Raw genomic sequence first — 16,501 nt, 5'->3', positions numbered from 1 at the left:
GAAATCTATCTCGAAATCACCCGAGTCCTTCAAATTAACTGATTTCGTCAATATTGTAAGGAGTCTCCTGATAAACATAATAGTTGATCCAATTACTATAGAAGAGGTTGGCATGAGCACGCCATGTCACCAGAGGTTCTTCGTTCGGATCGTCATGATAATAATAATTTTTTGGCAGTTCTACATCATCACGCTTGCCCATATCACGCTTATATTCCTTATCCAGCGTGTTTGGCGCATACTCAAGATGACCCGTCACAAAGAATTCGCGGCCGTTTCTGGCCATCACAATGCTGACACCGCTTTCAGGCGATTCGGCAATGATGTCAAGTCCTGGCACTTTTTCAATATCCTCACGTCTTACCTCCGTATGGCGACTATGAGGCATGCTAAAGACATCATCGAAACCGCGGAAGATTGGCTGAGACAAATCGAGAGGCTTCTGCTTAAAAATACCAAACATCTTCTTCTCTAAAGGATACTTAGGAACACCATAGAAATGATAAAGACCAGCCTGGGCACCCCAGCAGATATAGAGTGTTGAAGTAACATGGGTACGGGCCCAATCAAAAATCTCTTGGATTTCAGGCCAATATTCTACCTCTTCATAAGCCATCGTTTCGATAGGAGCACCGGTAACTATCATTCCATCAAACTTCTGTTTGGAAAGTTCCTGAAAATCCTTGTAGAACATCATCATGTGCTCTATTGGAGTATTCTTTGGCGTGTGACTTTTCAACTTCATAAAATAAACCTCTAACTGAAGAGGAGTATTCGACAGAAGACGAACGAGATCCGTCTCTGTCGTAATCTTGAGGGGCATCAAATTGAGCACACAGATTTTCAACGGACGAATCTCCTGTTTATGCGCACGACTTTCGTCCATCACGAATATATTCTCATGCTTCAACAGTTCGATAGCTGGAAGCTTATCTGGTAATCTTAACGGCATTTATTTTATTCCTTTCTTAAAATTTTTCTGCAAAGTTACACAATTTCAGCGAAGATAACGAAAGAAGAAACATTTTTTTGAGAAATATAAATAAATTAATGTGGAAAAGCAAAAGAAATCTTTCACTATGAAAAGGATTGTTAAAGATAAATGAGAATATTAAACCTATCATCACGTTTCTAATCAAAAACACATATCAGTTGCAACTTTATAGGCGACGCTTACGTCAAAGCTAAAAATGATGTATCCTATTAAGATTTGCAATTATGGAAAGTAAGAACATTAATCCACATTTAATCAGAACAGATGCAAAGAGTTCTGTAAAAATGAAAACAAAAAGTAAAAAGAGTATGAACGCAAGTTTAAAAAACATGGCGGTAGCGCTGTTCATCATGTCGGCTCCTATCGCTGTACAAGCTAAGCAATGGTCACTGCAGGATTGTATCAGTTACGCACTGGCTAACAACATTCAACTGCAGAAGACTCAACTCACAAAAGCTTCAGCTCAGGAGGACTATCTGCAATCAAAGTCAGCGCTTCTGCCATCGCTCTCTGCCAGCACCAATCAAAGTGTAAACTATACGCCTTGGGTTTCTAATGGAATCAGTGGAGAAGGTTTCAGCAAAGCTTCCATCGACAAGGTATATTACAATGGCAGCTATAGCGTGATGGGCAATTACACGATTTGGAACGGAAACAAAAACAGAAATCAGGTGAAACTGAACAAGCTGGCAAAGGAAGCGGCACAACTCGATTCGACAGCACAAGCCCTCAACCTGCAAGAACAGATAGCTCAACTTTACGTACAGATACTCTACTCTACAGAGGCTATCAACGTAAACAAAGAAAGTTATCAGTCGAGTGTTCAAAACGAAGAGCGTGGTAAGGAAATGGTAAAAATTGGCAAGATGAGCCAAGCAGACTTAGCACAACTTACAGCACAGAGAGCACAAGATGAGTTTAACATCGTGCAGGCTGAAAGTAACGTTAAAAACTATAAACGACAGTTGAAGGAACTCCTGCAGATTACCAGTGAAGAAGCTTTCGACATCGCTATTCCAAGCACAACTGACCAGATGGCTCTGGCCTCTATCCCAGGAATGAACAGTGTCTATACAGCTGCGCTTCAGAATCGCCCTGAGTTTTTGAGCTACCAAAACAAACTCGACCAGAACGATCTGAACATCAAGATTGCAAAGGCAGGAAAGTTGCCAACCATCAGCGCAAATGCAGGAGCTACGACCAGCACCACATCCATGAACAAAAACGGTTGGGGCAGTCAGATGAAAACCAACTTCAGCATGGGTGGTGGAATCGGTGTCAGTATTCCTCTCTTTGATAACCGACAGACCAAGACTTCTGTCAATAAAGCACTCATTCAGCGTGAAAGCATCTTGCTCGATATAAAGAATGAGCAAACTAAGCTCTACTCTACTATCGAAAACTATTGGTTGCAGGCTAATACAAACCAAAGCCAGTTTAAGGCTGCCAAGGTGAGCAGCGAGAGTGCCCAAACAAGCTACGATCTGTTAAGTGAGCAGTTTAAACTGGGATTAAAGAACATCGTAGAATTGAGAACTGGCAAAGATAATCTTCTGAAGGCTAAGCAGAACGAACTTCAGGCAAAGTATCTTACCATTCTGAATATCAACATGTTGAAATTCTACCAAAACGGCAGAATCTAAAGAGAAAGATTGGTATTAACATCCGAAAACATATTGCAAATCATTAATAGGTATACATACATTTTTATGAAAAAACTTAGAATCAGCAAAATCTGGATTGCCATGATTGTGGTAATCATCGTGGCTGTGGCAGCATGGCTGTTCTCTGGAAGTAAAAACGAAGAGCAAATAGACTTCAAGCAGGAAGCTGTAACCACACAAACATTGCAGAATAGTGTAACTGCAACCGGTACTATTGAAGCGGTAACTTCTGTAACGGTTGGTACACAGGTGAGTGGTATTGTAAACAAACTTTATGTTGATTACAATTCGCAGGTAAAAAAAGGTGAAGTCATAGCTGAGCTCGACAAAACCAACCTGATGAGCGAGTTGAATACTGCCAAAGCTAACCTGGCAAGTGCGCAAAGCAGTTTGAACTATCAGAGTGCAAACATGAGCCGCTACCAGACCCTCTATAAGAAAGGTTTGGTAAGTGCTGACGATTATGAAAATGCGCTTCTCACCTATCGCCAGGCGAAAGAGCAAGTAGCTTCGGCCAAGGAAAATGTACAGAAAGCCCAAACCAACCTGAGCTATGCTACAATTACATCACCAATAGATGGAACTGTCATATCAAAAAGCGTAGAGGAAGGACAGACCGTAGCAGCAAGCTTCAACACACCAGAGCTCTTTACTATCGCTAAAGATCTGACCAACATGCAGGTGATTGCAAATGTTGACGAGGCAGATATAGGCGGTGTAAAAGAAGGCGACCGCGTTAATTTTACAGTAGATGCTTACCCTGACGATGTATTCCAGGGAACAGTAAAACAGGTTCGTCTGGAAGCTACTACAACAAACAATGTAGTCACTTACGAGGTTGTCATCTCTGCACCCAACGCAGATCTCAAGTTAAAACCAGGACTGACTGCAAATGTTACCATCTTTACACAAGAACGAGCTGGTATTCTTGCCGTTGCCAACAAAGCACTCCGCTTTACTCCAACCAAGGAAACTGTGGGAAAGAATATCAAGATTGTTGACTGCAAAGGAAAGAACAAAGTTTGGACTCTTGCTAACAATACCCTTACAGCTCATTCTGTAACCATCGGTCAGAGCGATGGTATACATACTGAAATTATCAAGGGTTTGAAGAAGGGACAGAAGATTGTAACTGAAATCATAGTTAATACCCCTGAAGAGAATGAGGAGCCTCAGCAAAGTCAAGGTTTGATTAGCGGTCCTGGACCTAGAGGAAAGAAAAAATAAAAAATAAGAGTATGGCAAACGACAATATTCAAGCAAACAGCGAAAAGAAAGTTGTGATAGAACTCGACAATGTTCGTCGCGACTTTCTTGTGGGTGAGGAAACTGTCCACGCTCTAAAAGGTGTAAGCTTTAAAATATACGAAGGTGAGTTTGTTACCATCATGGGTAAATCAGGATCAGGTAAATCTACCCTGCTGAACCAGCTAGGTTGTCTCGATACCCCATCCAGTGGCGAATACTATCTGGATGGAGTAAGCGTACGAAAGATGTCACGTAATGATCGCGCCATTCTTAGAAACCGAAAGATTGGATTCATCTTCCAGAACTACAATCTTCTACCGAAGACTACAAGTGTAGAAAATGTAGAACTTCCACTGATGTACAACCCGAACGTAAGCGCAGAAGAACGAAAGCAACGTGCTATCGAATCGCTGAAAGCTGTTGGTTTAGGAGAACGTCTCTATCATAAGAGTAATCAGATGTCTGGAGGACAGATGCAGCGAGTAGCAATAGCTCGTGCGTTGGTCAACAACCCCGCTGTGATACTTGCTGATGAAGCAACGGGTAATCTCGACACCAGAACCAGTTTCGAGATTCTGGTACTCTTCCAAAAACTTTATGCTGAAGGAAGAACCATCATCTTCGTTACCCACAACCCAGACATTGCAAATTATTCGAGTCGTAATATCGAACTGCGTGATGGTCACATCATCAGCGACACCTATAACGAACATATTCTCTCGGCAGCCGAAGGTCTGGCAGCCTTGCCGGCCAACACGGACGAATAAGTTTTCAATGTTAAGTGTTCAATGTTAAATTACTTAGCATCCAATAGCAAACGAAGTTTTCATTTAACACTTAACATTTTAACATTTAACATTACAACAAGTAAAATGAATTATCAGAATCTTTTCAAAATAGCCATCCGCGCCATTGCTGCCAACAAAATGCGCTCTTTCCTTACCGCACTTGGCATCATCATCGGTATTGCTGCGGTTATTACCATGCTTGCCATCGGACAAGGAAGTAAAGCCAGCATCAAGGCAAACATCGCAGAGATGGGCTCAAACATGATTATGATTTCACCAGGTGCAGACATGCGTGGCGGTGTGAGACAGGATGCTTCGTCAATGGAGACGCTGAAGCAAGCCGACTATCAGAGCATCAAAGACGAATGTAATTATATCTCAGCTATTTCTCCTACTGTAAACAGTTCCGGACAGTGGATCTACGGAAACAACAACACCCAAAGTTCCATTTATGGTGTAAACCAAGACTATCTTTCCATCCGACAACTGAAGGTGGCAGATGGAGAAATGTTTACTGATACAGACATTAAGGCTGCATCTAAAGTTTGTATTTTAGGACAGACAGTAGTTGACTATCTTTTCCCTGATGGCAGTGATCCTATCGGTAAGGTTGTGCGATTTAACAGCATTCCATTCAGAGTAATCGGTGTCTTGAAGAAAAAAGGTTACAATAGTATGGGTATGGACCAGGATGATTTGGTACTTGCCCCCTATACAACAGTAATGAAGCGAATTATGGCACAAACCTATTTAGGAGGCATCGTCTGCTCAGCTATCACCGAAGAGGCTTCTCAACCTGCCCAAGATCAGATTACAGAAATATTGCGACGCAACCACAAATTGAAAGACGCAACAGATACTACTGAAGCAGATGAAGATGACTTCAATATCCGCTCACAAGAGGAAATTTCAAGCATGATGAATTCTACCATGTCTACAATCACCATCCTGCTCGGATCCGTGGCAGGAATCTCGCTGCTGGTAGGCGGCATCGGAATCATGAACATCATGTATGTATCTGTAACAGAGCGCACCCGCGAAATAGGTCTTAGAATGAGTGTGGGCGCACGAGGTATTGATATTTTGAACCAGTTTCTGATAGAAGCTATCTTACTTTCTGTAACTGGCGGCATTATAGGAGTGATATTGGGAGTTAGTTTATCGCTCAGTCTGAACTCTTTCTTCCATATAGCCACCCAAATAGAGCCTTGGAGCATTATTATGAGTTTTGCAGTCTGTACATTTACTGGCGTTTTCTTTGGATGGTATCCTGCAAAGAAGGCAGCAAGGCTCGACCCTATCGAGGCTATCAGATACGAATAAAAAATTGGGGAGAACATAAAATATTCTCTGAGGTTTTTCAAAAAAAAACAAAAAGTTTTTTGGTGAATACAAAATAAAGTTGTACTTTTGCGTCTGCGGAAGTGCAACTTTTTTTATTTGAAGTTAAACGAATCGCATGAATTAAATAGTAAACAGGTTTAAATATAGAAGATTATGAAATTTATAGGAATTATTCCAGCAAGATACGCATCAACACGTTTCCCGGGAAAGCCACTTGCCATGTTAGATGGCAAACCAGTGATACAGCATGTTTATGAGAAAGTAGCAAGTTGTCTAGAAGCAGCCTATGTTGCAACAGACGATGAGCGAATTTTCAATGCTGTAGAAGCATTTGGCGGTAAAGCTGTTATGACGCGCAAGGATCATAAGAGCGGTACTGACCGCATAGAAGAAGCTATCGAAAAAATTGGTGGAGACTGGGATGTCATTGTCAATGTTCAAGGAGATGAACCTTTTGTTGACAAGAGTCAACTGGAAACCATCTGCCAGTGTTTTGATGACCCAACAACCCAAATTGCCACTTTAGGAAAAGCTTTTACCAGTATGGAAGCTGTAAAAAATCCTAATAGTCCAAAGATTGTTGTAGACAATCAAGGCTTTGCTATGTATTTCTCTCGCAGCATCATTCCATACGTAAGAGGAAAGGAAGAGGAAGAATGGCTCAAGAGTTTTCCTTATCTGAAACATTTGGGCATCTATGCTTACCGCAAAGAAGTTTTAAAAGAGGTAACCAAACTGCCACAAAGCTCACTAGAAATAGCAGAGAGCCTGGAACAACTTCGATGGCTGCAGAATGGCTACAAGATAAAAGTTGGTACTACAGATGTTGAAACTGTAGGCATCGACACGCCAGAAGATTTGCAGCGGGCAGAAGACTTTTTGAAAAACAGAAAGTAATAAGAAACATCATATACTTTTAAAGTACCGCAGAATGAACAAAATTGAAAATATCGTCAAAAAATATATTATTCACCATGGTATGTTCAAGTGGCAAACACCATATATCGTTGCCTTGTCCGGAGGTGCCGATAGCGTTGCCCTTTTGCTTATCCTGAAAAATATAGGACTGAATATTTCTGCTGCGCACTGTAACTTTCACCTCCGCGGCGAAGAGAGTGACAGAGACGAGCAATTTTGTGTAAATCTGTGCAAACAACAGGGAATCAGTTTGTCTCGAATCCATTTTGATACTTATGCTTATGCCCATTTGCACAAGGTAAGTATCGAAATGGCTGCACGCAACTTACGCTACAGCTATTTTGCCCAATTAGTAAAAGACTTGCATGCAGGAGGCATTTGTGTGGCCCATCATCGCGATGACAATGTAGAAACTTTACTTCTGAATCTGTTAAGAGGATCTGGAGTAGACGGATTAGCAGGCATCGCCCCCAAAAACGGAAATATTCTGCGCCCTCTTCTCTGCATCAGCCGACAGGATATATTGCAATACCTAAAAGAAAAAAAGCAAGATTTTGTCACAGATTCAACAAATTTGGAAGACGATGCTTTAAGAAATAAAATTCGCCATCATGTAGTACCTCTTTTAGAAAGTATCAACCCGGCAGCAAGTGAAAATATCGCTCTCTCTGCCAAATACATACGCCAAGCGAAAAGTATACTTGAGAGCATGGATAGCATCAGTACAACCGACTCTTATAGGAAAGTTATATATATCCCTAAAGTATCTGTCATGAATGCTGTAAGTCCGGAATTCATACTCCATAAAGAATTAGGCAGATATGGTTTTCATGGCAATGTCATTGATGACATCTGTGAAAGCCTCTTCAGTCAGGATCGTGGTGTCGGTAAAATCTGGAAAAACGAAGACTATATGATAGTCATCGACAGAGAACAGCTGTTGATCTCTAATATAAAAGACTTGAATAACATTCAGGAGCAAAGAGCGTTCCGACTGCCAGAAGAAGGCATTTACAACATGGACGAAGGAACCCAAATCAAGATAAGAATCTTCTCGCATATGGGTGACTTCATGCCAAGCAAAGAATCGCAATGTATCACTTTGGATGCTGAAAAAGTCAGCTTTCCCCTCACCTACCGACTGGTAAAAGAAGGAGATAGATTTCAACCTTTCGGCATGAAGGGTAGCAAACTGTTGAGTGACTATATGACCGATAAGAAATTTGACTATATACAAAAGAAGACACAGCATGTATTAACTGATAGTAAAGGTGAAATCATCTGGCTTATCGGCGAACGTACGTCTGAAAAAACAAAGATTACCGAAGCCACCAAGAAAATATTGGAGGTCATCATCAAATGAAAAAGAAAATATTATATATCACAAGTTTAGTTCTCATTCTGCTGGCTGCCGCCAGCACATGGAGCTATTATTGTCTGAACCCATCAAGTGATAGAGTGAACAAGGCAAAAGCAAACATAAAAGTATACAGTCACTACGAATTAATTCAAAATGGAAAAACAATACTCCGGTTCGACGAAGACACTACGACACTGGCTGCCAACTTTATGAACCGTTGGGCGTTGATTCCTTCATGTGAAGGAAGACTTGCCGCCTGCTACAACAACAGCATCAGCCGGAATCACTATCTTGGCAAAGATGCGGATAGCATCTTTAAAGAGAAAGTTGATTCTTTAGACAGTTTGTATAGAGACTCCAAATGGAAAGTTGGAGAACTGAACTATTATATTCACTCTCATTCTGTCATGGATGCAGGCTACAACTCTATTTGCGCTTATACCCAACACGAACTGGAACTACGCGATTCTGCCAAGAAACTGATTGATTCCCTAAAACATGTACAGAAAAAGGGACATTTCAAGTTGAAACGCTCCATTTCATATCAAGCCTATTATAGAGACGAGAACGGAAAATGGAAGAGTCAGGCATGCAAACTCATCAAAGCAATGAATGGAGAAACTGCACAAGGAAGCCACACATTCCAACTTTCCTCAGAAACAACTCCTGAAGGGGTTAAAGCTATTTCACCTCAACTTGCAGCATCTTTAGCAACAGCTCATGGAGCCACACTTCGACGCTCTATTGATTACACCCTCTTACCTGATTCTCTAGGATATTATCGGGGTACAACTGACAGTATCTATCAACCAAACGGTCATGGATGCTGGCAAGGATACGATGGAACCTATTATGAAGGTTACTGGAAAAACGGGAAACGTGAAGGATTCGGATTCAGCATTGCTCCCAAGAAGCCTTTACGAATAGGCGAATGGAAAAATGACCGCTATAAAGGCGAAAGACTCGTATATACATCGGAACGTATTTATGGCATTGATCTGAGCAAATACCAGCATGGAAAAGGAAGAAAAAAATATGCTATCAACTGGAACCGTTTACGCATTACACATCTTGGCCGCCTCAGCAAAAAGACAGTTTCAGGAACAGTAAACTTCCCGATTCGCTTCATCTATATCAAGAGTACAGAAGGTAAATCGCTGTTAAATCCTTATTATAGAAAAGATTATCGTGATGCAAAAGCACATGGTTACAAGGTTGGATCCTATCACTTCTTTACCACCATAACACCTGCCGCCGAACAAGCACGACACTTTCTGAAACACAGTATCATTAGGAAAGGCGATTTTCCCCCAGTTCTTGATGTTGAACCGCTTCCTAGTCAAATCAAGAAAATGGGAGGGTCTGGAGTATTGTTTGCACGCATTAGAACTTGGCTTAGAATAGTAGAGAGAGCAACTGGTGTTAAGCCTATTCTTTACATCAGCCAAACTTTCGTAAATCGCTATCTGCCAAAGGCTCCCGATCTGAAACATAACTACCAGGTTTGGATTGCACGATATGGAGAGTATAAACCAGACATCCGATTGGTATATTGGCAACTCTGCCCCGACGGAAGAGTTGCAGGAATACATGGAGAGGTAGACATCAACGTGTTTAACGGATACGATGACGCTTTTCAAAGTTTTGTAAAGAACAAGACCGTAAAATAACCTTTAAATGAGTAAGTTAGGTTAATTACGTTAAAGTAAGTTATAATTCTAGTCGTGTATCAATATTTTTACTATCTTTGCGCCAATTGTGCAATGTGTAACTAAGAGGAAAGATAATGAGACAGCTTAAGATACAAAAGAGTATAACCAATCGTAATAGTGAAGCCCTCGACAAATATCTTGTAGAGATAGGTAGAGCCCCTATGGTTTCTATTGATGAAGAAATAGAATTGGCTCAAGCTATCCGCAAGGGAGGTAGAGCTGGCGAAAGAGCAAAAAATAAGTTGATTGAAGCCAACTTACGTTTTGTGGTGTCGGTAGCAAAACAATATCAGCACCAGGGACTCACCTTGACAGACTTGATTGACGAAGGAAACATCGGACTCATCAAAGCTGCAGAACGCTTCGACGAAACACGAGGGTTCAAATTTATCTCATACGCTGTATGGTGGATTCGTCAGAGTATTTTACAGGCTATAGCAGAGCAAAGCCGAATTGTTCGACTTCCTCTCAACCAGGTAGGATCACTCAATAAGGTAAACCAGGAAATTAATAAGTTTGAGCAGGAAAACCAACGTCGTCCAAGCGTTGAAGAACTTGCTGCCAGAACGGGTGTTGACGAGGACAAGATTTCTCAGAGCATGGCTGCCAGTGGTCATCATGTAAGCATCGATGCTCCATTCAGTGATGACGATGACAACTCTATGGCAGATGTAATGGCAAGCGGAGACGATGCCAGAACAGACAAGCAGGTTGACCATGAAAGTATGGCACAAGACCTAAGACAGGTTTTAAAAGTTTGTCTCAAGGATCGCGAACTGAAAATTATCTGCGCATGCTACGGAATTGGGGAAACCGAAAAGGGACTCGAGGAAATTGGTGATAAAATGGGGCTGACCCGTGAGCGAGTTCGCCAAATAAGAGAAAAAAGCATCACCAAACTGAGAGAATCCGGGAAGATAGGAATCCTTATGAAATATCTTGGTTAGGAAAGCTGCAGTCCAAAATATTTGGCATAGTTTTTCTGCCAAGTAACATCTTAACTCATAATAGATGAAGAAATATCAAACACACATCATTTTGACGATTATCTTCTGCATGATGGCTTTTGCAGCAAATGCAAGAAGAATGTCACCGAGAGACACCTTTAGTGACTCGGTGATGTGTTTGGTATTTAAATATTCACAATCTGTTGACACAACAGGTAGAGCTGAGCACAAGAGTTATGCCTACACTAAATTTCAAATCAAAACAAACAAACGTAATGCAACGCTCATGCTAGTACCGACAATGTATGCGGTGGCTCATGGGGGTGGCAGAAGATTCATCAGCGAGTTTTATAACCAAATGACGCTAGACGCAAATGGCAGACCAGTTGCCAAGCGTTTGCTGAACATAAGCACCATTCCGCATAGAAGCAACACATTGTCATCAGTTTTGAAATACATGACTCCAACGGTATATGGAGAAACACTTTTCGAAACTAATATTCTTTCTCCTTTCCACTATAAGAATCGCAGATATTATAAATATGCCGTCACCCAATTACCATTCGGCAAAGCACAAGTCTACGTATATCCACGTCTCAAAAACACCCAAGTTATTGAAGCACGTGCCATTGTTGATTCAAAAACCGGCAAGATAAGCATGGTAGACTTTGAGGGCGAATATGATATGACCCGTTTCTATATCTCTATTATTATGGGTAAAGACGGATTTGGTTCACTTTCTCCTGCAAGGTGCAGCATGAGAGCCAACTTCAGTTTTATGGGTAACAAGATAACGGGCATGTATACAACTGTATACGGACTGCCGAAAATATTAAGTGATTCACTCAATAATGTAGCCGATACTGCATTAATGGCAAAAGTGCGCCCTATTGAGTTAAACCAAGATGAGGCTGACATATACAGAAAATTCTACGAAAAAAGGAAACAAATAACAGATTCCTTGAATAACAACATACCAGAGAAAAACTTTGCAAAAGACATACTTTGGGATGTTATCGGTGACAATGTATTAAACAGGATTTCTCAAGGCTTCGGAAAACAAAACCAAGGCTACTTCCGTATCAGTCCTATTCTCAACCCACTCTATATGGGATACTCCGAGCGAAAAGGAATTGTATACAAGTTTGACCTGAAGGGTGGCTACAGGTTTACAGAAAATCTGGAATTGGGGCTTCGCTTTAAAGGTGGTTACAGTATGAAACAACACAGATTTTATTTCAATATACCATTGACATTCAACTATAACCAGAAGCACAATGGATATCTGAAGTTAGAAATCGGTAATGGTAATAGAATATCGAATAATCGTGTTGCACGAAAGATGTTAGGCATCAGCAAACCTGAAGATAACGATTTTCTATATCCACTATTCTCAGAATATCCAGGATTGTCATTACCGGAAATTTCTACAGATATTGAGGCAAACAACAGAAAACTGACAGAGTTTAAAGATGATTACCTTCGTCTTACTAACCACTGGAGTTTCAACGACTATGTCGGTTTTGAGATTGGCTTGGTTTCACATCAACGAAAAGCTGTAGTAGAAAGTTTCTATAAACTGTTTAATTATCCAAGCAAATATGTGTCAGTAGCACCAGCAGTAGCTTTAGAACTCTTACCATGGGGTAAGAAAGGCTCTATCTTTAAAATAGACTATGAAAAGGGATGGAAAAACCTACTAGGTTCAAACATAGACTACGAACGGGTAGAAGCAGATGCACAAACTATTTTTCAAGCATCACGCCGTCAATCATATTCTATAAGATTAGGAGCTGGCTTTTATACCCGCAAAGGTGATCATTGGGACTTCGTTGACTATACCAATTTCCATGACGACAATATTCCTGGAGGCTGGAATGATAGCTGGAGTGGAGAATTCGAATTACTGCCATCCCAATGGTATAATGCCAGTGATTATTACGTTCGCGGAAATTTCACTTATGAAGCTCCCATGATTGCAACTGCATGGCTCCCCCTGATTGGGAAATATATAGAAGCAGAGCGTCTGTATGTAAGCAGTCTTGTTGTAAACCATTTACACCCATATACAGAATGGGGATATGGAGTAACAACAAGAGCTATTACATTAGGATTCTTTGCAGCCTTCAAAAACACGAAGTTTAATGGCATAGGTTGTCGCTTCGGTTTTGAACTATTTAGAGATTGGTAATATTCATAAAAGCATGGATAAAACATGATTTCTAGGGCACAATATCAATAACATCATAAAAAAAAACAAAATATGAGTTCACAACTAACTGTTTATAAAGCAAGTGCAGGATCAGGTAAAACATTTACTTTGGCTCGCGAGTATATGACACTCGTGATAGCTAATCCTGCTTCCTACAGAACCATTCTTGCAGTAACCTTCACCAACAAAGCTACTGAAGAAATGAAAATGCGTATTTTAGGAAAATTATACGAAATTGCACACGGACTACCAGAAGCAAACGATTATGTAAATCAAATACAGCAGGCTTTACCGTATCTTTCATCCAAACAAATTCAGAAAAATGCAGAATCAGCCCTGCATTTGCTCATACATAATTATAACTATTTCCGGGTTATGACCATCGATACGTTCTTTCAGAGTGTATTGAGAAATCTAGCACGTGAACTTGATCTGACTGCCAATTTACGGATAGAACTCAATGACTATCAAATAGAACAGCATGCCGTTGATGAACTTATAGAAAGTCTTGAAGATACCGATCGTCTACTTTTCTGGATTATGGATTATATCAAAGAAAATATTGATGATGATAAGAGTTGGAATGTCATAGGACAGATCAAGAAATTCGGTGAGAACATATTCAAGGATTATTACAAAGCTCATTCCGACAAGCTGACAGAATTGATGGAACAAGAAGATTTCTTCAAGGATTTTACCGACCGAATGAAAAAGATGCGCAATAAGGCAAAAGAACAGCTTAAAGAAATTGCTGCTACTTTTTTCGATTCCCTTGAAGAAGAAGGCTTTACGGCAGACGACTTAGCTGGAAAAACGAGAGGTATTTGGAGCTATTTCAACAAGCTGAAAAATGGCAAATACAGTGATGATGATCTACATAATGATACTTTCTGTAAATGTCGGGAAAGTCCGGAAGCATGGGTCAAAAAATCTGATGTAAAAAATTGTACTGATATCTTCAATTATGTAGAATCGGTGCTCTACCCTATCCTGCTGTTTGCAGAAGATAATCGTCCAAGACTCACCCGAATCTTCAAAAGTACCGATCTGACCATAAAGCATCTTAATCAGCTCCGCCTTTTGGGAAGCATAGATAAAAAAGTCAGGGAGATGAACAGAGAGGCAAACCGTTTCCTTTTGAGCGATACTCAGACCTTGCTCAACTCACTGATAAAGGATAGCGATTCGCCATTCATCTTTGAAAAAATTGGCACTCAACTCGACCATATAATGATTGACGAGTTCCAAGATACCAGTACAATACAATGGAAGAACTTTAAAGTGCTGCTCGAAGAAACCATGAGTAGAGAAAATGCAGGTAACCTTATTGTTGGTGACGTAAAACAAAGTATTTACAGATGGCGATCCGGCGATTGGAGACTGCTCAATAATATTGATAAAGAATTTAATAAAAGCGCGAAAAAAGTAAGCATAGAAACTTTGGATACCAACTACCGGTCTGATAGAAACATCATTGAGTTTAACAATGCTTTTTTCACAGAAGCAGTAAAGTTGGAGATTGAAGACCTGAAAGATAAATGTCCTGAGGAATGTAAACAGCTGGAAAGCGCATATAGCGATGTCTGCCAGCAAGTACCAGACCACCATTCTGTTCCTAATGGTTCTATCAGTATTCAGCTCCTGGGCGGTGAAAATATTGAAGACAGAATGATGCAAACCACACTGGACACTGTAGACAAGTTGGTTGAAAGAGGTGTTCCTTGCAACAAAATAGCAATCCTGGTAAGAAGCAACCGTAACATACAGGACATTGCTGAGTATTTTATGAACCATTCCGACTATCCGTTGGTTTCAGATGAGGCATTCAGGCTGGATGCCTCCCAAGCAGTATGCACATTGGTTAACGCTCTCTACATACTGGTACACCCAAATGACAATATTGCATTAGCAACTCTCAACAAGTTTTGTGACACGTATTCTGTAGCTGGAAATATGCCGGAACAACTTTTGACCAATCGTTCTGAGTATCTGGAAATGCCACTGTTCGATCTCACAGAACGCCTTTTTGCAGAACTTAAACTTGGCGAAATAAAAGACATGATCAAGCAAACTGCCTACATCTGTACTTTTTATGATTGCTTAAGTAAATATCTCACAGATAACAGTAGTGATATCACTGGATTTCTGAAAGAGTGGGATAACCGTATCCACGAAAAAAGCATTCATAGCGATGGCGATGGAGGTATCAGATTCCTTACTATACATAAGAGTAAGGGACTGGAATACGATCATGTTATCATGCCTTACTGTGACTGGCAACTAGAAAAAGCCAACACGATCTGGTGCACACCGCAAGAAGCTCCATACAACGAGCTTCCACTTGTACCTATAGATTTCAGTGCTAAACTGATGAAGCAAAGTATATATGAAGCAGATTATAATCATGAACATCTGCAAAACATAGTCGACAATTTGAATCTGCTTTATGTAGCCTTCACGCGTGCCAGTCACAACCTGATTGTAATTGGCAAACGAGCTAATAGTGCATATCGTTCTGCCATTATCGAATCTGTACTCGACAAGGTAGCCAGCCGACTTGAAGCTAATGATGTAAAGATGGAGTTAACAGGAATAGGTTCTGATGCCAAAACAGATGACATATCTTTCTGCTATAATGAAATATATGTACCTGATTCTTCCAAGAAATCAAACGAGAAGAAGGATACAAACGTGCTCTCAGCCTATTCTCAACCTTTAGAAATTAAAATAAATGTTACGCCTGAAATGCCAGAATTCAGACAAAGTAACCAGAGCCGTGACTTTATAAAGCGTGATGAAACTGAAGAGCAACAGAAGTTTTATATCAAAATGGGTACCATTTTGCACAACCTCTTTTCTACAATCCGCACGGTTGATGATATTGATGGAGCCCTGAAACAGTTGGAGTTAGACGGACTTTTATACGATCAAGACCTCACACCAGAGAAAATAAAGGAGATGATCAGGAAAAGACTTGAATCACCAAAGGTCGCAAAATGGTTTGATAAGGAACTGACCATACTAAATGAATGTTCTATCCTGACAGTTGAAAATGGAAAAGTGGCTGAATACCGTCCAGACCGTGTAATGCAAAACTCAAAAAATGAAACCATCGTGGTAGACTTCAAATTCGGTAAACAGAAAGTAGAACACCATGAACAGGTTAGAAAATACATCGGCTTGTTAAAAAGTATGGGACATCACCGAGTAAAAGGTTATCTATGGTATGTATACCCTAACAGAATAGTTGAAGTAATAAAATAATATGGTTCTATTGCCCCTTTCCCAAAAGTAGGGCAACATAAAGAACAGTT

General features: G+C 40.5%; 11 protein-coding genes. 10 read left to right on the top strand and 1 reads right to left on the bottom strand.

Annotated elements, in window-relative coordinates; translation table 11 throughout:
* Positions 1 to 34: 34 nt before the first annotated feature.
* Positions 35 to 952: a homoserine O-acetyltransferase MetA gene (metA, locus tag KUA46_RS04500; RefSeq protein WP_153092437.1), complete on the bottom strand. Its 918-nt coding sequence runs from the start codon at positions 950 to 952 to the stop codon at positions 35 to 37.
* A 350-nt stretch (positions 953 to 1,302) separates the two neighbouring features.
* Here metA and KUA46_RS04495 point away from each other — a divergent pair, with 350 nt between their 5' ends.
* The 10 genes from KUA46_RS04495 to KUA46_RS04450 all read left to right on the top strand — a co-directional run bounded on the left by KUA46_RS04495 (position 1,303) and on the right by KUA46_RS04450 (position 16,451).
* Positions 1,303 to 2,637, top strand: a complete 1,335-nt coding sequence (locus KUA46_RS04495; RefSeq protein ID WP_153092439.1) for a TolC family protein — start codon at positions 1,303 to 1,305, stop codon at positions 2,635 to 2,637.
* Between the two features lie 66 nt (positions 2,638 to 2,703).
* Positions 2,704 to 3,885, top strand: coding sequence for an efflux RND transporter periplasmic adaptor subunit (locus KUA46_RS04490; protein ID WP_153083121.1), 1,182 nt, complete (start codon positions 2,704 to 2,706; stop codon positions 3,883 to 3,885).
* 11 nt (positions 3,886 to 3,896) lie between these two features.
* Positions 3,897 to 4,673: an ABC transporter ATP-binding protein gene (locus KUA46_RS04485; protein WP_117586656.1), complete on the top strand. Its 777-nt coding sequence runs from the start codon at positions 3,897 to 3,899 to the stop codon at positions 4,671 to 4,673.
* 105 nt (positions 4,674 to 4,778) lie between these two features.
* Entirely contained in the window at positions 4,779 to 6,017 is a 1,239-nt protein-coding gene (locus KUA46_RS04480) for an ABC transporter permease (protein WP_117694876.1), read from the top strand.
* Between the two features lie 174 nt (positions 6,018 to 6,191).
* Positions 6,192 to 6,935, top strand: coding sequence for a 3-deoxy-manno-octulosonate cytidylyltransferase (gene kdsB, locus KUA46_RS04475; RefSeq protein WP_117586658.1), 744 nt, complete (start codon positions 6,192 to 6,194; stop codon positions 6,933 to 6,935).
* A gap of 34 nt (positions 6,936 to 6,969) precedes the next feature.
* Positions 6,970 to 8,319, top strand: a complete 1,350-nt coding sequence (gene tilS / locus KUA46_RS04470; protein WP_218486509.1) for a tRNA lysidine(34) synthetase TilS — start codon at positions 6,970 to 6,972, stop codon at positions 8,317 to 8,319.
* On the top strand, positions 8,316 to 9,986 hold the full coding sequence (locus KUA46_RS04465; RefSeq protein ID WP_256624977.1) for a GH25 family lysozyme: 1,671 nt from the start codon (positions 8,316 to 8,318) through the stop codon (positions 9,984 to 9,986). Before tilS ends, KUA46_RS04465 begins: the two co-directional genes overlap by 4 nt.
* Before the next feature lie 116 nt (positions 9,987 to 10,102).
* Positions 10,103 to 10,975: a sigma-70 family RNA polymerase sigma factor gene (locus KUA46_RS04460; protein ID WP_006846722.1), complete on the top strand. Its 873-nt coding sequence runs from the start codon at positions 10,103 to 10,105 to the stop codon at positions 10,973 to 10,975.
* A gap of 64 nt (positions 10,976 to 11,039) precedes the next feature.
* Positions 11,040 to 13,166, top strand: a complete 2,127-nt coding sequence (locus tag KUA46_RS04455; RefSeq protein ID WP_218486508.1) for a DUF5686 family protein — start codon at positions 11,040 to 11,042, stop codon at positions 13,164 to 13,166.
* Between the two features lie 72 nt (positions 13,167 to 13,238).
* Entirely contained in the window at positions 13,239 to 16,451 is a 3,213-nt protein-coding gene (locus KUA46_RS04450; protein ID WP_218486507.1) for a UvrD-helicase domain-containing protein, read from the top strand.
* Positions 16,452 to 16,501 lie beyond the last annotated feature (50 nt).

Source organism: Segatella copri (assembly GCF_019249765.2).
GTDB lineage: Bacteria > Bacteroidota > Bacteroidia > Bacteroidales > Bacteroidaceae > Prevotella > Prevotella copri_K.
Note: the sequence above shows the minus strand (reverse complement) of the source record. Positions and strands in the feature narration are given on the sequence as shown.